Origin of the sequence: Salarchaeum japonicum (assembly GCF_049705945.1) — an archaeon.
Lineage (GTDB): Archaea > Halobacteriota > Halobacteria > Halobacteriales > Halobacteriaceae > Salarchaeum > Salarchaeum japonicum_A.
The window spans coordinates 645889-665672 of sequence record NZ_JBNAMV010000004.1 but is presented as its reverse complement, the minus strand read 5'-3'; the positions used below and the strand labels follow the sequence as shown (position 1 = coordinate 665672).

Annotated in this window: 21 protein-coding genes; 10 read left to right on the top strand and 11 right to left on the bottom strand. The window is 67.3% G+C overall.

Features of this window, described 5'->3' with window-relative positions; all coding sequences use genetic code 11:
- The first annotated feature begins 29 nt into the window (after positions 1–29).
- A complete protein-coding gene (locus tag ACOZ4O_RS05230) occupies positions 30–437 on the top strand; it encodes a hypothetical protein (protein WP_424524262.1) in 408 nt (135 codons plus the stop codon).
- Here the strand turns inward: ACOZ4O_RS05230 and ACOZ4O_RS05225 are convergent.
- Together ACOZ4O_RS05225 and ACOZ4O_RS05220 are read right to left on the bottom strand one after the other, a co-directional pair.
- Positions 434–1375 carry a PhzF family phenazine biosynthesis protein gene (locus tag ACOZ4O_RS05225; RefSeq protein WP_424524261.1) on the bottom strand — a complete coding sequence of 314 codons (942 nt, stop codon included), beginning with the start codon at positions 1373–1375 and terminating at the stop codon, positions 434–436. The genes ACOZ4O_RS05230 and ACOZ4O_RS05225 overlap by 4 nt on opposite strands.
- Entirely contained in the window at positions 1372–2763 is a 1392-nt protein-coding gene (locus ACOZ4O_RS05220; RefSeq protein WP_424524260.1) for a DUF3887 domain-containing protein, read from the bottom strand. Before ACOZ4O_RS05220 ends, ACOZ4O_RS05225 begins: the two co-directional genes overlap by 4 nt.
- 79 nt (positions 2764–2842) lie before the next feature.
- Between ACOZ4O_RS05220 and ACOZ4O_RS05215 the strand changes: the two genes are divergently transcribed.
- Together ACOZ4O_RS05215 and ACOZ4O_RS05210 are read left to right on the top strand one after the other, a co-directional pair.
- Complete coding sequence (locus tag ACOZ4O_RS05215; protein ID WP_424524259.1) at positions 2843–3229, top strand: DUF7522 family protein; 387 nt, start codon at positions 2843–2845, stop codon at positions 3227–3229.
- Between the two features lie 48 nt (positions 3230–3277).
- Entirely contained in the window at positions 3278–3979 is a 702-nt protein-coding gene (locus ACOZ4O_RS05210) for a phosphoribosyltransferase (RefSeq protein ID WP_424524258.1), read from the top strand.
- On the opposite strand, the gene ACOZ4O_RS05205 is transcribed toward ACOZ4O_RS05210, so the two are convergent.
- Positions 3976–4365, bottom strand: coding sequence for a CopG family ribbon-helix-helix protein (locus tag ACOZ4O_RS05205; protein ID WP_424524257.1), 390 nt, complete (start codon positions 4363–4365; stop codon positions 3976–3978). The genes ACOZ4O_RS05210 and ACOZ4O_RS05205 overlap by 4 nt on opposite strands.
- A 98-nt stretch (positions 4366–4463) precedes the next feature.
- Between ACOZ4O_RS05205 and ACOZ4O_RS05200 the strand changes: the two genes are divergently transcribed.
- Genes ACOZ4O_RS05200 through ACOZ4O_RS05190 form a run of 3 tightly spaced genes read left to right on the top strand, consistent with a single transcriptional unit; the run spans position 4464 to position 7024 of the window.
- A complete protein-coding gene (locus ACOZ4O_RS05200) occupies positions 4464–5351 on the top strand; it encodes a hypothetical protein (RefSeq protein ID WP_424524256.1) in 888 nt (295 codons plus the stop codon).
- 44 nt (positions 5352–5395) lie between these two features.
- On the top strand, positions 5396–6250 hold the full coding sequence (gene mtnP, locus ACOZ4O_RS05195) for an S-methyl-5'-thioadenosine phosphorylase (protein WP_424524255.1): 855 nt from the start codon (positions 5396–5398) through the stop codon (positions 6248–6250).
- A 57-nt stretch (positions 6251–6307) separates the two neighbouring features.
- Complete coding sequence (locus ACOZ4O_RS05190) at positions 6308–7024, top strand: DUF7504 family protein (protein ID WP_424524254.1); 717 nt, start codon at positions 6308–6310, stop codon at positions 7022–7024.
- On the opposite strand, the gene ACOZ4O_RS05185 is transcribed toward ACOZ4O_RS05190, so the two are convergent.
- From ACOZ4O_RS05185 to ACOZ4O_RS05175, 3 genes are read right to left on the bottom strand one after another with little or no spacing between them, the layout of a single operon-like run.
- On the bottom strand, positions 7011–7880 hold the full coding sequence (locus ACOZ4O_RS05185) for a segregation/condensation protein A (RefSeq protein ID WP_424524253.1): 870 nt from the start codon (positions 7878–7880) through the stop codon (positions 7011–7013). The genes ACOZ4O_RS05190 and ACOZ4O_RS05185 overlap by 14 nt on opposite strands.
- The gene (gene smc / locus ACOZ4O_RS05180) at positions 7880–11458 is read right to left on the bottom strand and encodes a chromosome segregation protein SMC (protein WP_424524252.1); all 3579 of its coding nucleotides are present in this window, start codon (positions 11456–11458) and stop codon (positions 7880–7882) included. Before smc ends, ACOZ4O_RS05185 begins: the two co-directional genes overlap by 1 nt.
- 6 nt (positions 11459–11464) lie before the next feature.
- Positions 11465–11740, bottom strand: coding sequence for a DUF7518 family protein (locus tag ACOZ4O_RS05175; protein WP_424524251.1), 276 nt, complete (start codon positions 11738–11740; stop codon positions 11465–11467).
- A 110-nt stretch (positions 11741–11850) separates the two neighbouring features.
- On the opposite strand from ACOZ4O_RS05175, the gene gatB reads away from it, so the two are divergent.
- Both gatB and ACOZ4O_RS05165 read left to right on the top strand, forming a co-directional pair.
- Positions 11851–13326 (top strand): Asp-tRNA(Asn)/Glu-tRNA(Gln) amidotransferase subunit GatB, encoded by a 1476-nt coding sequence (gatB, locus tag ACOZ4O_RS05170; RefSeq protein WP_424524250.1) that lies wholly within the window; start codon positions 11851–11853, stop codon positions 13324–13326.
- 38 nt (positions 13327–13364) lie between these two features.
- Complete coding sequence (locus tag ACOZ4O_RS05165) at positions 13365–13766, top strand: GNAT family N-acetyltransferase (protein ID WP_424524249.1); 402 nt, start codon at positions 13365–13367, stop codon at positions 13764–13766.
- A 1-nt stretch (position 13767) separates the two neighbouring features.
- On the opposite strand, the gene ACOZ4O_RS05160 is transcribed toward ACOZ4O_RS05165, so the two are convergent.
- The 3 genes from ACOZ4O_RS05160 to ACOZ4O_RS05150 are packed head-to-tail and all read right to left on the bottom strand — an operon-like array spanning position 13768 to position 15214.
- Positions 13768–14376 (bottom strand): nitroreductase family protein, encoded by a 609-nt coding sequence (locus tag ACOZ4O_RS05160; protein WP_424524248.1) that lies wholly within the window; start codon positions 14374–14376, stop codon positions 13768–13770.
- A gap of 59 nt (positions 14377–14435) precedes the next feature.
- Positions 14436–14804, bottom strand: coding sequence for a hypothetical protein (locus ACOZ4O_RS05155; protein ID WP_424524247.1), 369 nt, complete (start codon positions 14802–14804; stop codon positions 14436–14438).
- A 38-nt stretch (positions 14805–14842) separates the two neighbouring features.
- Complete coding sequence (locus ACOZ4O_RS05150; protein ID WP_424524246.1) at positions 14843–15214, bottom strand: hypothetical protein; 372 nt, start codon at positions 15212–15214, stop codon at positions 14843–14845.
- Positions 15215–15292: 78 nt separating this feature from the next.
- Here ACOZ4O_RS05150 and ACOZ4O_RS05145 point away from each other — a divergent pair, with 78 nt between their 5' ends.
- Positions 15293–17812, top strand: a complete 2520-nt coding sequence (locus tag ACOZ4O_RS05145) for a DNA topoisomerase I (protein ID WP_424524245.1) — start codon at positions 15293–15295, stop codon at positions 17810–17812.
- On the opposite strand, the gene ACOZ4O_RS05140 is transcribed toward ACOZ4O_RS05145, so the two are convergent.
- Together ACOZ4O_RS05140 and ACOZ4O_RS05135 are read right to left on the bottom strand one after the other, a co-directional pair.
- A complete protein-coding gene (locus tag ACOZ4O_RS05140) occupies positions 17809–17955 on the bottom strand; it encodes a hypothetical protein (RefSeq protein ID WP_424524244.1) in 147 nt (48 codons plus the stop codon). The genes ACOZ4O_RS05145 and ACOZ4O_RS05140 overlap by 4 nt on opposite strands.
- Before the next feature lie 185 nt (positions 17956–18140).
- A complete protein-coding gene (locus ACOZ4O_RS05135; RefSeq protein WP_424524243.1) occupies positions 18141–18284 on the bottom strand; it encodes a hypothetical protein in 144 nt (47 codons plus the stop codon).
- A 200-nt stretch (positions 18285–18484) separates the two neighbouring features.
- Here ACOZ4O_RS05135 and nreA point away from each other — a divergent pair, with 200 nt between their 5' ends.
- Positions 18485–19777, top strand: coding sequence for a DNA repair protein NreA (gene nreA / locus ACOZ4O_RS05130; protein ID WP_424524242.1), 1293 nt, complete (start codon positions 18485–18487; stop codon positions 19775–19777).
- Positions 19778–19784 lie beyond the last annotated feature (7 nt).

Below are 19784 nucleotides of genomic sequence, written 5' to 3'. Positions count from 1 at the left end.
TTTAGCCGCTCGGCCGTCTCCGGCCGCTCATGGACGCAAAACGGGCCTTCGCCTGGGCCGCGAAGTACTTCGCGCTCACGTCGCTGTTCGCCGTCGTCGGGTTCGCGCTCATCGCCGTGGGCGGCTACTACGGGCTTCAAGAGGGCCTCGCAGTCTACGAATCGACCGAATCGTACACGTCGTCGCTCACCGCGGGCGCACCCGGACTGGTCGTCGCGCTCGTCGGCCTCGTCATCTATCGGCTGGGGAAGGCGTGGGCGCTGTTCAAGACGCTCACCGCCGCGACCGAGGAGGAAGTCGGGGAGACGTTCGACACCGAACACGTGAAGAGCGACATCGTCGCCGTGCTCGACGACCGACTCAGCGACATGCAACACGACCTCCAGTCCGTGAACCGCGAACTCCGCGACCTCAAGACCGACGACGACGAGTTCTAGGCTTCCAGTATTTCGTCGCTCTCCGCTTCGGGAACGCGCAGCGTGCCGTCCAGCGCGGTCGTCGCGGTTCCGCCGACCCGCACCGTCGTACCGTCCACGGTCGCCCGCACCCGCCCGGGACGGTCGAGGAAGTGACCCTGTTCGAACACGAGCTCGTCCGGGAACCCCGAATCCTCCACTGAGACGTCCGTCGCGGCGGGGCTCTCGCCGCCGCCGCGGAACGCGCCGATGTGGTCGAGGTAGGCGGCGGTCGCGCCGCTCGCCGTGCCCGTCACGGGGTCCTCGTCGATGCCGAGCAGGGGGCAGAAGGCGCGGCCGTGCACGTCCGCGTCGCCGCTCAGCGTGTCGAACGTGAACGCGTACACGCCCTCCGCATCCACGTCCTCGCAGAGCGCCGCGAGCGCGTCGAAGTCGGGGTCGGCGTCCCCGAGGTCGGAGAGGAACTCGATGCCGACCACGAGGAACGGCAGGCCCGTCGAACTGACCGCGAGCGGCAGGTCGGCGACGAGCGACGACTCGGGCACGCCGAGCGTCCGCGCGACTCGTTCGGTGTCGAGGGCGACCTGCCGGACCTCGGGCGGGTTCTGCGTCATCCACACGCCCGACTCCGTGACCTCGATGTCGAGCGTGCCGACGTTCGTCTCCAGCGTGTGCATTCCCGCCTCGATGCGGTCGCTCTCGAACAGCCGGGCGTGGCTCGCTATCGTCGCGTGCCCGCAGAGGTCGACTTCGGTCGTCGGCGAGAAGTACCGGACGCGGCGGTCCGCGGTCTCGCTCTCCTGCACGAACGCGGTCTCGCTCGCGCCGAGTTCGGACGCGACCGCCAGCATCTGGTCGTCGCTCAAGCCGTCCGCGTCCGGCACGACGCCCGCGGGATTCCCCGCGCAGGGCTCGTCCGCGAACGCGTCCACGAGGAACGCCCGCACGTTCTCACTCATACTTCGGGGTTCAGGCGCTCGCGTGTTCCGTCTTTCCCTCCGAGCCAGCCCGCGAGGTCCGCGACGACCGCTTCCGCGACGTGGCCCTCGGTGAAGTACTCGCTCGGGTTCGGCGGACCGTCGCCCGGCACGAACAGGTGGTTCAGGCCGTCGTAGAGCCGAGTGTGCGTGTCGGGGAGTGCGTCCCGCCACGCGGGGAAGTCGGCCGTCGGACTCACCTGGTAGTCCCGGCCGCCCTGCAGCGCGTACACGGCGGCGTCGAGGGCGGTGGCGGTCGCGACGGGGTCGTAGTCCGCGACATCGCGCCAGAAGTCCGCGCTCCACGAGAACCCGCCGCCCGCGTAGTCGCCGGATTCGAGGCGTGCGGCAGTCTCTCTCACCGCAGTCAGTTGCTCGCGTTCGGCCTCCGTGACGCTGCCGTCGAGTTCCGCGAGGTACGCCACTTGGTCGGGAACGAGTTCGTACAACGGCCGGGCGGGCGCGGCGAGCAGGAAGGCGTCCGCGTCGCCGTCGCGCTCGACGATACGGGGCGCGGCGTACGCGCCGAGGCTGTGCCCGACCACCGCCGCGTCCGCGACGCCGGTTTCCGCGCGGAGGCGGTCGAGCGCGGTGAGCGCGTCGTCCACGACGAGCGCGTCGAAGCCGAGGGCGTCGGTCGCCACGTCGCACGCGTACGTCCGCTTCTCGTACCGCAGGACGGCGACGCCCTCGCTGGCCAGCCCCCACGCGAGGTCCTTGAACGGCTTGTTCGGGCCGATGGTCTCGTCGCGGTCGTGCGGTCCCGACCCGTGAACGAGCACGACGCCCGCGTCAGCGCCCCCGGACGGGACGGTGACGGTCGCGCCGAGCGGGCACGCCGGACTATCGAGCGCCACCTCGCGCTCCGAGAACGCCGTCTCGTCGACGTAGCCGGGCGGCGAGTACTCCCCCGCGACGGGTGCGAAGTAGACGCCGACGATGGATTCCGCATCGAACGTCACCTGAACCGCGACGACGCCCGCCTCGAACTGCGCGCGCACCACGAGCACGTCGTAGCCCTCGCTCGTCGTGCGCGTCACGTCCGCAACGCCGACGAACGCGCCGTCCGACGCGGCCGTCTGCTCCCACGCGGATCGCAGTCCGGCCACGGACAGTTGTTCGCGCACGGACGCCGACAGCATCCCGTGTGCTTCCTCGTACGCGCCCTCGGAGAGTCGCGTGACGAACCGCACCGCCGCCTCCCGTTGCGCGTCGGGGTCGGTGGTCGTCGCCGCGGTCGTGCCCGTCGACCCGGTCGTCGTCGCGTCCGTGGGCGCCGCGGTCGTTTCCTCATCGCCCTGACAGCCGGCGAGCGCGAGCAGTCCCGCCGCGCTCGCACGGAGCGCGTTCCGACGCGTCAGCTTCTCCATATCTACTGTTACGAACCCCACAGGGAAGAATCCCGCTGACCACCCTTAGATTAATGATTCATCTCGTGGATATTTGTGTATGGGTTTGGCCGACGAGCGGTTCGTTCGATGGCTCCGCGAAGACCTGGAGAGTTCGCTTCGCGGCGTCCTCACGTACCGCGACGGCGGCGAGTTCCAGGTTCACTACCTCCGAACCGACCTGAAAGACGACGACGAGTGGCGACACCTCGTCCGCGAGGAGATACCGGACCTCGTCTCGCTCGCCCGCCGCGAACACGCCGCGAACACCCTCAGCATGTTCGGCGACTACGGCGGAACCGTCCGCGTCTTCTCGAACGTGATTCTCATCCAACTCCCCGTCAGCGAAACCGCCGGGTACGGCGTCAGCGTCGACCCCGAGGTCGCGCCGCGCCTCGTCGGCTTCGTCGACGCCGCCACCACGCACCTCGACAGCGAGGACGGCTGACCGCGCCTGTAAACCGTTAAGTGGCGACGACACCGAGTGGCGAGCGGAATGAGCGACCTCCCGGACGATTTCAAGTGCACTATCACGAACTGGGAGTACATCTACGGTCTCTGCCGGGACGTCAGCAACCAAGTCAAGGCCGACGAGTTCGAACCCGACGTGGTCGTCGCGCTCGCGCGCGGCGGCTGGTTCGCCGGTCGCTGTCTCTGTGACTTCCTCGGTCTGAACGACCTCACGAGCCTGAAGATGGAACACTACGTCGGCACCGCGCAGAAGTCGGGCGAGCCCGAAGTCCGCTACCCGATGCCGGAGGGCTCCGTCGAGGACAAGGACGTCCTCATCATCGACGACATCGCGGACACCGGCGGCTCCATCGAGCGCGCCCACGAGTACGTCGACGAACGCGACGCCAACGAAGTCCGAACCGCCACCCTCCAGCTTCTCGGGACGAGCGAGTACGACCCCGACTTCGTCGGCGAACGCCTCGAAGACTGGGCGTGGATTGTCTACCCCTGGAACTTCATCGAGGACATGATCGACATCATCGAGGGCGTGATGGAGCGCGCCGACACCGCGACGTTCTCCCGCGCCGACATCCGCCACTACCTCTCCGAGTACCACGACATCGAACGCATCGAGATGGAGATCGCCCAGCCCGACCGGCTGGACGAAGTCCTCGAGGAGATGGTGCGCCGGGACGCGCTCGTGAAGACGAGCGACAACGAGTGGATGCGGCGCGCGGACGCCTAGTCGGCGCGAATCAGCATCTGTTTCACGCGGCGGACGCCGTCGAAGTCCCGCAACCGATACGTGAGTTCGCGGACGCGCGCCACGTCACCCCGACAGAACAGGGATTCCAGACACCACTCGCCCTGATGGGTGTGGCTCGTGTTCAGTATCACGTCCTGGTACTCGTGCTGGACGCCGTGCAATTCCTCGATGACCTCGTGGTGGCGGTAGTCGAACCCGACGAGCGCCACCACCTCGCCCGTCATCGACTCCAGTCGGTCGTGCGCCTCCACGTACTCCTGCATCGCCTCCCGAACCGCCCGCGAGCGGTTCGCCAACCCCTCCTCTTTCCAGACGCGGTCGAACTCCGCGACGACCTCGTCCGGGATGTTGAAACTCGTCCGCATACCCCGACTGGGGTCGCCCGCCACAAGAACCTCCGTATGACGACACCCCCAGTCGAGTATTAACAACCCTTAGGGCCGCGAGTTCGCTCGACTCGCGTATGCTCCACGGTGACGCGTTCGGCCTGCTCGTCGGCGCGGTCGCACTCGGCGCGGTTCACGGCCTCGAACCCGGACACGGCTGGCCGGTCGCCGCGTCCTACGCGCTCGACCGCTCGAACAAGTGGCTGCACGGCCTCGCCGCCAGCGTGCTCCTCGGCGTCGGCCACCTCGTCTCCAGCATCGCCATGGTCGCCGTCTTCTTCTACGCGAAATCCTACTTCTCCCTCACCCAGGTCAACGAACCACTCACTGTCTTCGGCCTCCAGATAGGCGGCCCCGTCAGCGTCGTCGCCGGCGTCCTCCTCGTCCTCCTCGGCGTCCGCGAATACGCCGGCCACGGCCACAGCCACGACCACGGCGACGGTCACAGCCACGATGAGGGACACGCTCACGACGACGGCCACGCGCATTCGCACGACGAACACGCTCACTCGCACGACCACGACCATTCCCACGATGGCCATTCGCACGACCACGACGACCACGGCCATTCGCACGAGGGCGGAGGGTCGGCGTCGCTGGCGTCGCGGGTGTGGTCGCGCGTGCGAGGCGTGTTCGTCGGCGGCGGGCACTCGCACGACCACGGGTTCGGGGACGGAGCCGACCGCGGTCTGTGGGGTATCGCGTGGTTCGCGTTCCTGCTCGGATTCGCGCACGAGGAGGAGTTCGAGATAATCGCGCTCTGCGCGGGGTCGGTGTACTGTCTCGAACTCATGCTGGCGTACGCGCTCACCGTCATCCTGGGTATCGTGGCGCTGACGATGCTGCTCGTCGCGGGCTACGAGCGCTACGAGGAGCGCGTCGAGGCGTACGCGCCCTACCTCCCCGTGTTCTCCGCGGTCGTGCTCGTCGCGATGGGCGTCGGGTTCGTCCTCGGCGTGCTCTAAGCGATGACGGACGGCTTAAGTCCGCGCCGGCGCGAAACCCCAGTATGATCGGCTTCATCGGCGGGAGCGGCATCTACGAGGCGCTCCCCCTGTCGAACGTCACGGAGCACGAAATAGAGACGCCGTACGGCGACCCGAGCGCGCCCGTCACGGTCGGCGAGTTCGGTGAAACGGGTACCGAGGTCGCGTTCCTGCCGCGCCACGGTCCCGACCACCAGCGCGAACCGACGAACCTCCCGTACCGCGCGAACATCTACGCGCTGAAGGAACTCGGCGTCGAGCGCGTGCTCGCGTCGAACGCGGTCGGCAGCCTCCGCGAGGACCTGCCGCCGCAGACGCTCGTGGTCCCCGACCAGATTTTCGACCGCACGAAACACCGCGAGTCGTCGTTCTTCGGTGACGGCATCGTCGTCCACCAGCCGTTCGCGGACCCGTACTGTCCGCACATGGTCGACCACCTCCACGAGGCCGCCGCGGACGCCACCGACGCGGACGCGGAGAAGGGCGGGACGTACGTCTGCATCGAGGGCCCCCAGTACTCCACGCGGGCGGAGTCCGAGTTCTACCGCGCGCAGGGCTGGGACCTCGTGGGGATGACGGCCGTCCCGGAGGCGAAACTCGCCCGGGAGGCCGAGATGTGTTACGCCACCGTCGCCGGCGTCACCGACTACGACGTGTGGAAGGCGGACAGCGAAGTCACGCTCGAAGAGGTCTTGGAAAACGCCGCCGCGAACGAGACGGCGATCAAGCGCACCATCGAGCACGCCATCGAGACGCTGCCCGACTCCCGTGAGTGCGACTGCGGGCACAGCCTCGAGGGCACGGTGAACACGCCGACCGACGCCATCCCCGACGAAACCCGGGACCGCGTCGACCTCTTCGTCGGCGACTACCTCTAAACTTCACCAGAACGCTCAGAAAAACTAAATAGGTGGCGCTCGTCCACTAGGGCAGTCATGGAAACAGACGCGACCCGCGCCGAATCGTTCGCCGCCCGTCTCGCCGACCTCAAGAGAACGGGCTGTGCGGTTCTCGTTCGCGGCGACGCGCGCGGGACGAACGGCGTCTGTGACCGCCTGCTCGGCGATCCGTCGCTCGACCGCCGGCACGTCATCGTCTCCACGAGCGACCCCGACCGCGCGCTCACCGTCCGCGACGGCCGCGACCTCTCGACCGACCAGTTCGGCGTCGTCGACGCGTCCGCCGGCGAGTACACGCGCTCCGCCGTCGCCACGACCGGGTCGACCGCCGGACTCCCCGAACCCACGACCGCGGACAACTGGCGGACCACCGTCGAGGACCGAACCGCGTTCCTGGACGTGCTCGCCGCCGTCGACGACCACGTGGAGCGCTTGTTCCCCAGAGAACCCGGTGCGGGCGAACTCCGCGTCTGCCTGCACACGCTCGACGCGCTCCTCGACGCCGTCGGCGGCGGTGACGCCAGCGAAGAAGAACTGTTCCGATTCATCCAACTGCTCGCGGCGCGCGTCCGCGACCGGAACGGCATCCTGCACGTGCACGTCTCCGCGGGCATCCCGGACCGCCACTTCGCGGTCTACGAACCCCTGTTCGACGCGACTATCGACGCCGAAGCCCGGCCGGGCGGCGGCGTCCGTCAGAAGTGGCGGCTCCACGACTCCGGCTTGGAGTCCGCGTGGCTCACGCTCGACTGACCCAGAGGTCGCCGAACATCTCGTCCTGTTCTAAGTAGACGCTCCCGCGGTGTGCGAGGAAGAGCAGCGCGAGGAACGTCTCGACGCGCGTCCCGCCGGCTTCCGCGATTTCCTCGTACAGCACTTCGGTCCGGTCGCGGTCGAATCGCTTGGTGAGCGCGTCCTCCACGTCCTCGATGGTCGCCTCGATGTCCTCGTCGTGCGCGGTGCCGAGCGCGTCCGCTTCCGTCGGTTCGTCGTCCAGCCGCATGTCGTCGCCCGTGTGGTAGTCGAGGGTCTGCGTGCCGCGCTGGAACCCCTGCGCGGACCCGTCCGTGTCGTACGTCCGGGACTCCTTCCACCGCGACCCGCGCTCGGCCTCCCGCAGCGACCGCACGAGTTCGTCCAGGGTCTCCGGCGTCCCGCGGGCGTCCTTGCGTTCGAGCCGGCGGTCCATCTCCGCCTCCAGCGCGTCCACGGGGTCGAACCCGGGCGCACCGCCGTCCTCGCCCTCCGCCATCTCCCACGGCGCGGGCTCCGGCTCCTCCGGCTCCTCGGGTTCGTCCGGCTCCAGGAGCGCGTCCGACTTCATCCGGAGCAGGACGCTCGCGTAGAACAGCGCGCGTCCGGACGTGCGGAGGTCCGCTTCGTCGAGCCGTTCGAGGAACGCATCCGTCACGTCCACGATGTCGATGTCCCACGGCGCTATCTCGCCCTCCTTCGCCAACTGCACGAGCAACTCCACGGGCTCCACTTCCTCCTCGTCGTCAGCGTCGGATTCGTCGCCACCGGCGTCGAACAGGTCGGTCGCGCCCTCCGGGGGCTCCCGGTCGTCGTGGCCGGCGATGGCGAGCGCGTCCTCCGGGTTCTCCGCCATCAGTCGTCACCGCTCGCTTCCGCCTGTCTGCTCGTGAGGTCAATTCCGGTGACGGCGGAGACGTTGTTCTCCTGCATCGTCACGCCGATAGCGCGCTCCGAGCGTTCGAGCATCGCGGAACGGTGGCTGACGACGATGAACTGCGCGTCCCCGGCGAGTTCGTCGACCATCTCCCCGACGCGGTCGGCGTTCACGGCGTCGAGGAACGCGTCGACCTCGTCCAGCGCGTAGAACGGCGCGGGGTTGTACCGCTGAATCGCGAAGATAAAGGCGAGCGCGGTCAGCGACTTCTCCCCGCCGCTCATCGCGTCCAGCCGCTGCACGGGCTTATCGCCGGGCTGGGCTTTCATCGTCAGCCCGCCCTCGAACGGGTCGTCCGGGTCTTCCAGCACGAGTTCGCCCGACCCGTCGGAGAGCCGACTGAAGATGCGCTGGAACTGCTCGGCGATCTCCTCGTACGCGTCCATGAACGTCTCGCGCTTCTGGGACTCGTAGGACTCGATGCGTTCCCGGATGCCGTCCGCCTCCGAGACGAGCGTCTCGCGCTTCTCCTGAAGGTCGTCCAGGTCAGCCTCGACCTCGTCGTACTCCTCGATGGCGAGCATGTTCACCGGTTCGAGCGCCTCCATCTCGCTCTCCAACTCGGCGATGCGCGCCTCGACCTCGTCGAGGTCGGGCACGTCCTCGGGGTCGAACTCGCCGACGACCGATTCGAGCTCCTCGATTTCGGCTTCGAGCCGAGCGACCGCGCTCTCCGCGCGCTCCAGTTCGCTCTTCGCGTTCTCGACCTTCGACGCGTACTCGTCGCGGTCCGCCTGCGCTTCCTTCAACGCAGACTGCTTCTCCTCGCGGTCGGCCTTGAGGTCCGCGAGTTCGTCCTCTAAGTCCTCGACCGCGGCCTCCTTCTCCTCGAGCAGGTCGCGCTGGTCCTCGATCTTCTCCTCCAACTCGCGGATGCGCTCTTCCTGCTCCGCCTTCTTGTTCTGCGCGGCCTCGATGTCGTCGTGGCGGTCCTCGATGGCTTCCTCCGCGTACTGCTTCTCCAACTGCTGGCTGTTCAGGTCGCCGTCGAGGTCGTCAATCTCGTCCTTGAGGTCCGCGATGGCGGCTTCGATTTCTTCTTTCTCCGCGGTGAGCTCGGGGATGCGGGAGTCCGCGAGCTCCGCCTCTAGCTCGTCGATGTCGGCCTCGATGGCCGCGATCTCCTCGTTCTTCTCGTCCAACTCGCCTTCGAGTTCCTGCATCCGCTCGTCGACCTCCTCGCGCTCCTGCTCGATCTCCTCGATGCGTTCTTCGAGGCTGTCGATGCGCTCCTCGGTCTCCTCGCGTTCGCGCTCGACGCGCTCGATGTCGGACTCGATGGAACGCACTTGGTCCTTCGCGTCGGACTGCCGGTCGCGCGCCGCGTCCAGACGCTCTTCCACGTCGCGCACGTCCTCTCGGATGCTCCGCCGCTCGTCCTCCAGCTTGTTGATGCGGGTGGCGACGCGCTCCAACTGGCCCTTCCCCGTCTTGGAGAATGAGTACCGGCTGCCGGAGCGACTGCCGCCGGTCATCGCGCCCGACTTCTCCACGAGGTCGCCGTCCACGGTGACCATCCGGTAGTCGCCCATGAACTCGCGCGCGGTCTCCATGTCCTCCACGACGAGCGTGCTCCCGAGAACGTACGAGAAGATCGGCGCGTACTGCTCGTCGAACTCCACGAGGTTGTACGCGAAGTCCACCACGCCCGGGTCGCTCGGCTTCCGGGGGAGCGAGCGGTTCTGCATCTTCGTAATCGGGAGGAAGGTCGCGCGGCCCGCGTTCCGCGACTTCAGGAACTCGATGCACTGCTGGCCGACGCTGTCGTCGTCCACGACGACGTTTGCGAGCCGACCGCCCGCCGCGGTCTCCGCGGCCGTCGCGTACTCGCTGGACACGCCACCCAACTGGGCGACCGTCCCGTGCACGCCCTCGCGGTCCGCGTTCAGAATCGTCGAGACCGCGCGGCCGTACGAGGAATCACCGGACTCGTCCGCCTGCGCTTCCAGGCGCGCGTACTCCTCTTGGGCGGCGGAGAGGTCGTCCTCCACGTCCGCGAGGTCGTCTTGGAGTTCCGACTTCTCCTGCTTGAGGTCCGCGACGACCTCCTCTATCTGGGCGGCGTTCTTCTTCGCCTTCTCCAGTTCGGACTGGAGGTCGTCGAGTTTCGCGTCGAACTCCGGCAGCGACTCCCGCGCCTCGTCCAACTCCGTCTCCACCTCGGAGACCTCGTTCGACCGCCGCCGCGCCTCGTCAAGCAACCGGTCCTTCTCGCGCTGGAGGTCGTTCCGTGCGGATTTCGCGTCCTCCAGTTCCTCCTTCTTGGACTCCAGTTCGGCCTTGAGTTCGTCGAACTCGGTGTCGACGGACGCGATCTCCTCCTCGACGGTCGCGAGTTCCTCCTGCTTCGCCTGCACGTCCGTCTTCAACGAGGCTTTCTCGACCTTGATGTCGCGGATCTCGTCCTCGAGGTCGTCTATCTGCTCCTGCTTCCGGTCGATTTCGACGAACGCCTGTCGGCGCGCCGACTCGGCCTCCTCGACGCGCTCCTCCGCCGCCTCGATCTGGTCTTCCAGGCGACTGATTTCGCCCTTCACTTCCTCGATTTCGCGCTTGAGTTCGAGCTGTTCGTCCTCGCCCTTCCGCTCGATTTCGGCGTTCAGGTCGTCCAGTTCGTCTTCGAGGCGGGCGACCCGGCCGCGGCGGCTGTCGAGTTCGTCCTGCAGGGTGTCGAGGCGCTCCGTCCACGTCTCGACCTCGGATTCCGCGTCCGCGAGCGACTCGCGTTTCTCCGCCAACTCCGCGGCCTGCACGTACTCCTCGTACTCGGACTTCTCCTCGCGGAGCTCCTGGTATTCGAGCGCGGTCTCGCGCTCTTCCGAGAGCTGTTCCAGCCTGCTTTCTTTCTCCTCGATGCGGAGGTCGGCCTCGTCGATGCGTTCCTCGACAACGTCGAGTTCGTCGTACGCGTCCGCTTTCTTCGCGTCGAACTCGGCGACGCCCGCGATTTCGTCGATAATCTCGCGGCGCTCGCCCGCGGTCATGTTGATGATGCCCGTCACGTCGCCCTGCATCACGACGTTGTAGCCCTCCGGCGTGACGCCCGCCTGCGCGAGCAAGTCCTGAATGTCGGAGAGGTTCACGGAGCGGCCGTTGAGGTAGTAGTACGAGTAGTAGTTGTCCTCGGTGCGTTTCACGCGCCGCCGGATGGACACGGTGTCCACGTCCCCGATGTCGTCGCTCCCGGCGGCGTTCACGACCTGCGAGCGCGTGAGCGTGCGCTCCTCGTTGTTCAACACCACTTCGACGCTCGCCTCACGCGGCCCTCCCGCGTCCTCGTCGCCGTCGTGACTCGGGTTGTAGATGAGGTCCGTGAGTTTCTCCGCGCGCATTCCGCGAGTTCGCGCGAGGCCGAGCGCGAACAGCACGGCGTCGATGATGTTCGACTTCCCGCTGCCGTTCGGGCCGCTGATGGTGGTGAAGTCCTCGTAGAACGGAATCCTGGTGGTCCGTCCGAAGCTCTTGAAGTTCTCCAGGACGATTTCGTCGATGTACATCGGGGCCTATGCGACGATGATGTCGTCGCCCAACCCGGACGTCTCTTCTTGGTCGTCTTCCGTCTCGGTCTCCGCCTCGGATTCGGATGCTTCCGCGGCGGCCGCGGCTTCGGCGTCCCGGCGTTCGTCGCGGGCGCGCTCCGCGGGTTCGTTCAGCCCGAGTTCTTCCTCGAGTTCGCGAACGCGCTCCGTCGTGTCCACGAGTTCCTCCGTCAGCCCGCGAACGGTCGCTTCTAGTTCCTTCACGCGGCCTTCGAGTTCCTCGACGCGGTCGTCACTCATACCCCAATGAACCTCATGTGACTGTATAAAACCGGCGTCAGACAACTATCAATTACTAGTCACTTGGGCGTTCGTCAGTTCTAAGCCGCGCGACCCAGAAACGTGGCGTAATGAGTACGCAGGCCGCCGAAACGGACCTCCAGTCGGTCATCGGACTGGAGGTGCACGTCCAACTCGAAACGGACACCAAGATCTTCTGTTCGTGTTCGACGGACACCGCGGACGCGGAACCGAACACCCACACGTGTCCCGTCTGCCTCGGGCTCCCGGGCGCGCTCCCCGTCCTGAACGAGGCGGCCGTCGAGTCCGCCGTCCGACTCGGGAAAGCCCTCCATTCCGACATCCCCGAACGCACCCGGTTCCACCGGAAGAACTACTTCTACCCCGACCTCCCGAAGGGCTTCCAGATAACGCAGTACGACGCCCCCATCTGTGACGGCGGCGAGCTCGAAATCAACCACGAGGGCAGCCGACGAACCATCGAACTTGAACGCGCCCACCTCGAAGAGGACCCGGGAAGCCTCCAGCACGTCGGCGGCAGCATCGAGACCGCGGAGTACACGAAGGTCGACTACAACCGCGCCGGCACGCCGCTCATGGAAATCGTCACGAAGCCGGATTTCCGCGAACCCGGCGAGGTGCGCGCGTTCCTCGCGAAACTCGAAGAAGTCCTGGAGTACCTCGGTATCTACGACTCCGGCCGCGACGGCAGTCTCCGCGTCGACGCGAACATCTCGATGATGGAGTCCGCCGAATTCGACGACGGCCGGCCGAGCGAGGACGCGCTCGCGGACGCGAACCGGACCGAGGTGAAGAACATCTCGAGTCACCGCGGCGCGGAGTCCGCGCTGTCCTACGAAATCGCGCGCCAGCGCAACCTCCTCAAGCGCGGCCGCGCGGTGGAACAGGAGACCCGCGCGTGGAACGAGGGGTCGGGCTCGACGGTGTCGATGCGCTCGAAGGAGGAGGAGAAGGACTACCGGTACTTCCGGGAGGCCGACATCCCGCCGCTCGAAGTCTCGGACTGGAAGGAACGACTGGACATCCCGGAACTGCCGGACGCGCGCCGCGAGCGCTTCCAGGACCAGTACGGTCTCTCGGAGGAGGCGGCGTCGAAGCTCACGTCCACGAAACAGGTCGCGGACTTCTTCGAGGACGTGGCGACCGAGTACGACCCCGCGCTCGCCGCGACCTGGGTCGCGGACAACCTCCTCGGCGAACTCAACTACCGCGACATGGCCATCACGGAAATCGAGGGGCGCTTCGACGAGTTCACGCGCCTCGTCGAACTCGTCGCCGGCGACGAAATCACGGAGAAGAACGCTCGCGAGGTCGTGCTGCGGGAGATGCTGGACGAGGGCGCATCGCCGGACGACGTGGTCGAGGCCCACGACCTCGGGAAGACCTCGGGGAGCGAGGTCGAGGCGGCGGTCGAGGAAGCCATCGAGGAGAATCCGGACGCGGTCGAGGACTACGAGGCGGGTGACGACGGCGCGCTGAACTTCCTCGTCGGCCAAGTGATGCAGAAGACCGGGGGGAGCGCGGACCCCGGGCAGGTGAACGAACTGCTCCGCGAGCGCCTGTAGAGCGACACTCCTTCTTCTCTGCGCGCGTGTTCTCCGGTATGAGCGAGTACGTCCTTCGGGAGGAACTGCCGACGCCGGAGCGCTTCTGCGAGCTCCGCGAGGCCGCCGGGATGGCGCCGCGAACCGTCGCGGACGCCCGCGAGGGCTTGCCGAACAGCCGCTACGGCGTCACGGCCGTTCACGAACCCACCGGGGAGACGGTGGGGATGGCGCGCGTCGTCGGGGACGGCGCCACGGTCTTCCACGTCTGCGACATGGCGGTCCATCCCGACCACCAGCAACGCGGTCTCGGGACGCGGCTGATGGACGCGGTCGTCGAATATATCGACGAAAACGCGTCGGAGACGGCGTACGTGAACCTTCTCGCGGATGTCGACGGGTTCTACGAACAGTGGGGGTTCGAGCGCACCGCGCCCGAAACGAAGGGAATGTCTCGATAACTTAGAATCCGCCGCGGGAGACGATTTCGTCGAGCGGCTTCCGCTGGTTCGGTTCGTCCCCGTTCTGGAGGTCGTCAGGGAGCGTTTCGGTGGGCGCGGGTTCGCCGATGGCGACCATCACCTCCACGTCGTAGTCGGCGGGCGCGTTCAGTTTCTCTCGGGCGGCGTCGTGGTCGAAGCCGCCCATCGGGTGCGCGACGAGGCCGCGCCGGGTCGCTTCGAGCGCGAGGTTCTCCCACGCCGCGCCCGCGTCGAACGAGTGCGAGGACAACTCACGGCCCTCGTCGTCCGTGGTCTCGGAGAACAGCACGACGAGTACGGCGGCGTTCTCCGCCCACTTTCGGTTCCAGTCGTTCGGGAGCGAGACGAACGTCTCCCACTCGTCGTCGCGGCGGTCGGCGTACGCGAACCGCCACGGCTGCGTGTTCCGCGAGGACGGCGCCCAGCGCGCCGCCTCGAACACGGGCAGATAGTCCTCCTCCGGGACCGGGTCACCCGTCATCGCGTAGCCCGACCAGCGGTTCACGAACAGCGGGTCCACGTCGCGCGTCGGCGTGCGGTTCGCGGCGACCTCCTCGCACAGCGACCGCTCGGCTTCCACTTCCTGCATCGACTATGGGTAGCGGGCGGCCGGCTATACGGCCTTCGGCCGCGGCGGTGTCGGCCGACTCACGGCGAGTCCGTCGGGATGTCGAACCAGTGACCGCCGCGGAGGTAGTCGATGCCGATGAGCGCGAGTGATCCGCCGCCGACGAGCGCGACGCCGACGTACCAGGGGTTCACGGGATGGGTCAGGAGAGAGCCGAGAACAACCGTCGCGGCGAACACGATGTCCGCCAGACCGGCGAGTCGATGCCAGCCGACGGCGTCGCGAACGGGGTTTTCCACCCCCACGAGAATCATGAGGACGCCGCCGCTGGCGAGCGCGAGCAGCTGCAGGAGGCCGATGCCGGACGGGGTGAGCGCGACGAGCAAGCCGACACTGGCGGCGGTGAGGACGCCGCCGAGAACCGCGTACCACCGAGCGGGCCACTGCATATGTAGGACTGTCGGAGGGACGACGATAACAGTTCTGCCTACGGCGCTTCCTCGGGGACTTCGAGGTATGCGCCGCCGAGGACGTAGTCCGCGCCGATGACGGCGAGCGCGATGCCGGCGGTGGCGAGGAGCGTGGTCCGGAGGGTGAGCGTGACGGTGCCCGAGGGGTCGCCGAACGAACTCGTCACCAGGCCGAGGCCGACCGCGATGTCGCCGAGGCCGATGAGCTGGTACCACGGGAACTGTTTGCGGACGGGGTTTTCGGTGCCGCCGACGATGAAGAGGGCGCCGCCGACGGCGAGGAAGGCGTATTGGACGCGCGCAAGCCCTGTTTCGGAGAGCAGGCCGAGAACGCCGCCTGCGAGAATGAATCCGCCGAGGAGCGAGAACCATCGAGAGGACACGTGCATACGCGTGAATCGTCGGTCTCCGGGTTAGGTTTTGCGACGAAACCTTTAGGCGGGATTCCGGCCTAGCCGAGGACAGTAGTGGAACTCATCATCACCGAGAAGAACAACGCGGCCCGCCGCATCGCCGACATCCTCAGCGACGGCGGCGCGTCGATGGAGCGCGACGCCGGCGTGAACGTCTACGGCTGGGGCGGGAAGCGCTGCGTCGGCCTCTCGGGGCACGTCGTGGGCGTGGACTTCCCCGCGGAGTACTCGGACTGGCGTGACGTCGAACCCGCAGAACTCGTGCACGCGGACGTGACGAAGACCGCGACCAAATCGGACATCGTGAACGTCCTCCAGCGGCTCGCCGAGCGCGCGGACGACGTGGTCATCGCGACGGACTACGACCGCGAGGGCGAACTCATCGGGAAGGAGGCCTACGACCTCGTCCGCGAGGTGAACGAGGACGCACCCATCAAGCGCGTGCGTTTCTCCTCCATCACCGAGAACGAGGTGAAGAACGCGTTCACGGAGCCGGACGAACTCGACTTCGACCTCGCCGCCGCCGGCGAAGCCCGCCAGACCATCGACCTCGTCTGGGGCGCCGCGCTCACGCGCTTCCTCTCGCTCTCCGCCCGCCAGACCGGCGGCGACTTCATTTCCGTTGGCAGGGTGCAGACGCCGACCCTGAAGCTCATCGTCGACAAGGAACGCGAGATAGAGGCGTTCGAGCCCGACGACTACTGGGAGCTGTTCGCCGACCTCGCGAAGGATAGCGCGGAGTTCGAGGCGCAGTACTTCTACCTCGACGAGGACGGGAACGAGGCCGAGCGCGTCTGGGACGAGGATGACGCCGACGCAGCCTTCGGCGTGCTCCGGGACGCGGCGAACGCGGTCGTCGAATCGGTGAATCGGCGGACGCGGACGGACGACCCGCCCGCGCCGTTCAACACCACCCAGTACATCCGCGCGGCGAGCAGTCTCGGGTACGCGGCGGGGCGCGCGATGAGCATCGCGGAGGACCTCTACACCGCGGGCTACATCACGTACCCCCGGACGGACAACACTGTCTACCCCGACGACCTCGAACCCGCGGACCTGCTCGACACGCTCTCCGCGAACCCGCACTTCGGGGACGACGCCGAGACACTCCTCGACGCGGACGACCTCACGCCCACGGAGGGCGACGAGGAGACGACCGACCACCCGCCAATCCACCCGACCGAAGACATGCCGGCCCGTGGCGACCTCTCCGAGGACGAGTGGGAGGTGTACGAACTCGTGGTTCGGCGCTTCTTCGCGACGCTCGCCGACCCGGCGCGCTGGGCGCACCTGCGCGTCGTCGCGGACTGCGAGGGCGTGAACCTGAAGGCGAACGGCCGCCGCCTCCTCGACGAGGGCTACCACGCGGTCTATCCGTACTTCGGAACGGACGAGAACCACGTGCCCGCCGTCGAGGAGGGCGACGTGCTCGACGTGACGGACGCCCGCATCGAGGCGAAGCAGACCCAGCCACCCCGGCGGTACGGGCAGAGCCGGCTCATCGAGACGATGGAGGACATGGGTATCGGGACGAAGGCCACCCGACACAACACCATCGAGAAGCTCTACGACCGCGGGTACATCGAGAACGACCCGCCGAAACCGACGCGGCTGGCGATGGCGGTCGTGGAGGCCGCCGAGGAGTACGCGGACATGCTCGTCTCGGAGGAGATGACGGCCGAACTCGAAGCCGACATGGCCGCCATCGCGTCCGGCGAGAAGACGTACGAAGACGTCACGCAGGAGTCCCGCGACCTCCTCGACCGCATCTTCGACTCGCTCGGCGAGTCCCGCGAGGAAGTCGGCGACCACCTCCAGGAGTCGCTCAAGGCGGACAAGACGCTCGGGCCGTGTCCGGACTGCGGACAGACGCTTCTGATTCGGAAGAGCCGCCAGGGCTCGTTCTTCGTCGGCTGTGACGGCTATCCGGACTGCGAGTTCACGCTCCCGCTCCCGGACACGGGCGACCCGGTCGTCCTCGACGCCGAGTGCGACGAGCACGGCCTGCACGAGGTGAAGATGCTCGCCGGCCGGAACACGTTCGTCCACGGCTGTCCGCTCTGCCGCGCCGAGGAAGCCGACGAGGCCGACGAACCCGTTCTCGGGCCGTGCCCCGAGTGCGGCGTGGCGCACGACGCGGACGAGCAGGAAATCGACAGCGACGAACACGGGGAACTCCGCATCAAGACGCTGCGGAACGGCAACCGCCTCGTCGGGTGTTCGCGGTATCCGGACTGCGAGTACTCGCTCCCGCTCCCCCGGCACGGCGACATCGAAATCACGGACGAGGAGTGCGACGAGCACCGCCTCCCGAAACTCGTGGTGCACGACGAGGGCGACGACCCGTGGGAGCTCGGGTGTCCGATCTGTAACTTCGCGGAGTACCAGGAACGCCAGCAGTCCCGTGGACTCGAAGCGCTGGACGGCGTGGGCGCGAAGACCGCGGAGAAACTGGAAGCGGCGGGCGTGTCGTCGGTGGGCGACCTCGCGGACGTGGAACCGGAGGCGCTCGCGGACGAGGTGGACGGCGTGTCCGCCGACCGCGTGCGCGAGTGGCAGGCGAAGGCGGACTAGCGCTTCCGGACGCCCGTACTCCCGCACGCGGGACAGTTGACGCGTCGGCGTTTGAACGTCAGTCCGCACACGCCGCACTCGTAGGGGTGGTCGTGGTCGCTCGTACTCCCGGTCAGCCGCTTGAGTGCGTCGCGGAGGGGCATCGTGTGTGCGAACGGCGCCCTGGACAAAGAGTCTTGTTTCCAACTAGAACGGACTGCTATTGTGGGGTACGTACGTAGAACGCGACCGAGAGCGGGGGTGTCGCCCGCGCCGTGCGGGTGGCGATTCTCGACTCGTTCGACGGGGAGGCACACGACCATGACGGCCCGCGGGCACGGCGGGCGGGTTACGTTCCGTCGAACTGCGTGTTCCCGCACGCGGCGCAGTTCAACGGCTCTCGTTGATAGCGTGCGCCGCAGACGGGGCACTCGAAGCTGTTCGGCGAACTCGCTGCGGCGACACGGTCGACGAGACGTTGCGTCACTCCCATTGCATGCTAACAAACAACACGAGTTGACTTAACTCTTCGGCAAAACGCCACCAAATACCTAATATGAGTGCTAGTACGATACCGTACTGCGCTAAATACAGCCAAATATCCACATTTTCAGTACATAGGTTGGATATGACTATTTTCGAGTGGGTTGTCGGGAGAAGCGTTCAAGGACGCGCGCGCCCAACGAACGGTAGATGCGTCTCGACGAGTACATCGACGACCTCTCGCCCGACGAGGACGCGCGCCGCCGCCAGCTCGCGGGCGAGAAGTCCTACGAGATTCTGGACTACGTCGAGGGCGCGAAGGAGCGCTTCGAGTCGGTGAAATCCGGGGACTCGCTGTACGGCGCGACCGCGCCCTCCGTGTTCGTCGGGCGGTCGTCCTACCCGAACGTCTCCGCGGGCATCCTCTCCCCCGTCGGCGACGAGGAGGACGCCGAGAACTTCGCGACGAGCGGGAACTGGTACGACCGCGGACTCGGCGTCGAGAACGTCCTCCAGTACCGCACCGGCCTCCTGAACTCGCGGCGCTCCGCCGACGTGAACGTCAACGACGTCTGGGACGGCTTCGTCGGCGTGCAGCGCGAAGTCGCGCTCGCCGACCGCCCCGTGAACATCGAACTCGGGCTCTCCGACACGCCCGAGTTCGACCCGGACGCGTTCGCGAACCCCGCCGCGAACGCCCCTACCGGCCCGAACGCCACCGCGGAATCCGCGGACCTCGCGGAGAACCCGCACGTCCCGCGCGCCGTCGAGAAAACCCTCGAAGACGACGACTGGCAGGCCCAGGGCGCGATGACCTACCTCTACCGCCGCGGCCTCGACGTGTACGACATCAACCGCGTGCTCTCCGTCGGCGGCCTCGGCCAGGGCGAGAACCGACGCCTCGTCCCCACGCGCTGGTCTATCACCGCCGTGGACGACACCGTCGGCCAGTTCCTCCGCGGCCAGATACGCGACGAACGCAGCATCGACACCGTCGAAGTCCACGTCAACGAGTACATGGGGAACCGGTACTGGGTCGTGCTCGCGCCCGGCACCTGGGAGTTCGAACTCGTCGAGATGAAATCTCCAGGGAGTATCTGGAACCCCGACCCCCAGGGCGACCTCTGGATGGCGAGCGCGTCCGAGGGCTACGAGGGCCGCACCGGCTACGTCGACGAGACCGCGGGCGCGTACTACGCCGCCCGCCTCGGCGTCCTCGAACACCTCCGCGACCGGGGTCGGCAGGCGAAAGCGCTCGTCCTCCGCGAGGTCAGCGACGACTACTGGGCCCCTGTCGGCGTCTGGCAGGTCCGCGAGAGCGTGCGGAACGCCTTCGACCCGAGCGCGTCCTACCTCGACCGCCCCGACGACCACGGCGAGGCCGAAACGTTCCACGACGCCATCCGCGAAATCACGCCCCACCTCCCCGTCAGCCTGAACGCCCTCCGCCGAAAATCCACGATGGTCTCGGGCGTCCAGACCGACCTCTCCTCGTTCTCGTAGGGACTCG

Excerpts from the sequence above, each read along its gene's own strand:
- ACOZ4O_RS05220 (WP_424524260.1), bottom strand. The coding sequence starts at position 2,763 with ATGGAGAAGCTGACGCGTCGGAACGCGCTCCGTGCGAGCGCGGCGGGA.
- ACOZ4O_RS05215 (WP_424524259.1), top strand. The coding sequence starts at position 2,843 with ATGGGTTTGGCCGACGAGCGGTTCGTTCGATGGCTCCGCGAAGACCTG.
- ACOZ4O_RS05230 (WP_424524262.1), top strand. The coding sequence starts at position 30 with ATGGACGCAAAACGGGCCTTCGCCTGGGCCGCGAAGTACTTCGCGCTC.
- mtnP (WP_424524255.1), top strand. The coding sequence starts at position 5,396 with ATGATCGGCTTCATCGGCGGGAGCGGCATCTACGAGGCGCTCCCCCTG.
- smc (WP_424524252.1), bottom strand. The coding sequence starts at position 11,458 with ATGTACATCGACGAAATCGTCCTGGAGAACTTCAAGAGCTTCGGACGG.
- ACOZ4O_RS05200 (WP_424524256.1), top strand. The coding sequence starts at position 4,464 with ATGCTCCACGGTGACGCGTTCGGCCTGCTCGTCGGCGCGGTCGCACTC.
- gatB (WP_424524250.1), top strand. The coding sequence starts at position 11,851 with ATGAGTACGCAGGCCGCCGAAACGGACCTCCAGTCGGTCATCGGACTG.
- ACOZ4O_RS05155 (WP_424524247.1), bottom strand. The coding sequence starts at position 14,804 with ATGCAGTGGCCCGCTCGGTGGTACGCGGTTCTCGGCGGCGTCCTCACC.
- ACOZ4O_RS05135 (WP_424524243.1), bottom strand. The coding sequence starts at position 18,284 with ATGGGAGTGACGCAACGTCTCGTCGACCGTGTCGCCGCAGCGAGTTCG.
- ACOZ4O_RS05185 (WP_424524253.1), bottom strand. The coding sequence starts at position 7,880 with ATGGCGGAGAACCCGGAGGACGCGCTCGCCATCGCCGGCCACGACGAC.
- ACOZ4O_RS05175 (WP_424524251.1), bottom strand. The coding sequence starts at position 11,740 with ATGAGTGACGACCGCGTCGAGGAACTCGAAGGCCGCGTGAAGGAACTA.
- ACOZ4O_RS05165 (WP_424524249.1), top strand. The coding sequence starts at position 13,365 with ATGAGCGAGTACGTCCTTCGGGAGGAACTGCCGACGCCGGAGCGCTTC.
- ACOZ4O_RS05150 (WP_424524246.1), bottom strand. The coding sequence starts at position 15,214 with ATGCACGTGTCCTCTCGATGGTTCTCGCTCCTCGGCGGATTCATTCTC.
- ACOZ4O_RS05205 (WP_424524257.1), bottom strand. The coding sequence starts at position 4,365 with ATGCGGACGAGTTTCAACATCCCGGACGAGGTCGTCGCGGAGTTCGAC.
- ACOZ4O_RS05225 (WP_424524261.1), bottom strand. The coding sequence starts at position 1,375 with ATGAGTGAGAACGTGCGGGCGTTCCTCGTGGACGCGTTCGCGGACGAG.
- ACOZ4O_RS05140 (WP_424524244.1), bottom strand. The coding sequence starts at position 17,955 with ATGCCCCTCCGCGACGCACTCAAGCGGCTGACCGGGAGTACGAGCGAC.
- nreA (WP_424524242.1), top strand. The coding sequence starts at position 18,485 with ATGCGTCTCGACGAGTACATCGACGACCTCTCGCCCGACGAGGACGCG.
- ACOZ4O_RS05190 (WP_424524254.1), top strand. The coding sequence starts at position 6,308 with ATGGAAACAGACGCGACCCGCGCCGAATCGTTCGCCGCCCGTCTCGCC.
- ACOZ4O_RS05210 (WP_424524258.1), top strand. The coding sequence starts at position 3,278 with ATGAGCGACCTCCCGGACGATTTCAAGTGCACTATCACGAACTGGGAG.
- ACOZ4O_RS05160 (WP_424524248.1), bottom strand. The coding sequence starts at position 14,376 with ATGCAGGAAGTGGAAGCCGAGCGGTCGCTGTGCGAGGAGGTCGCCGCG.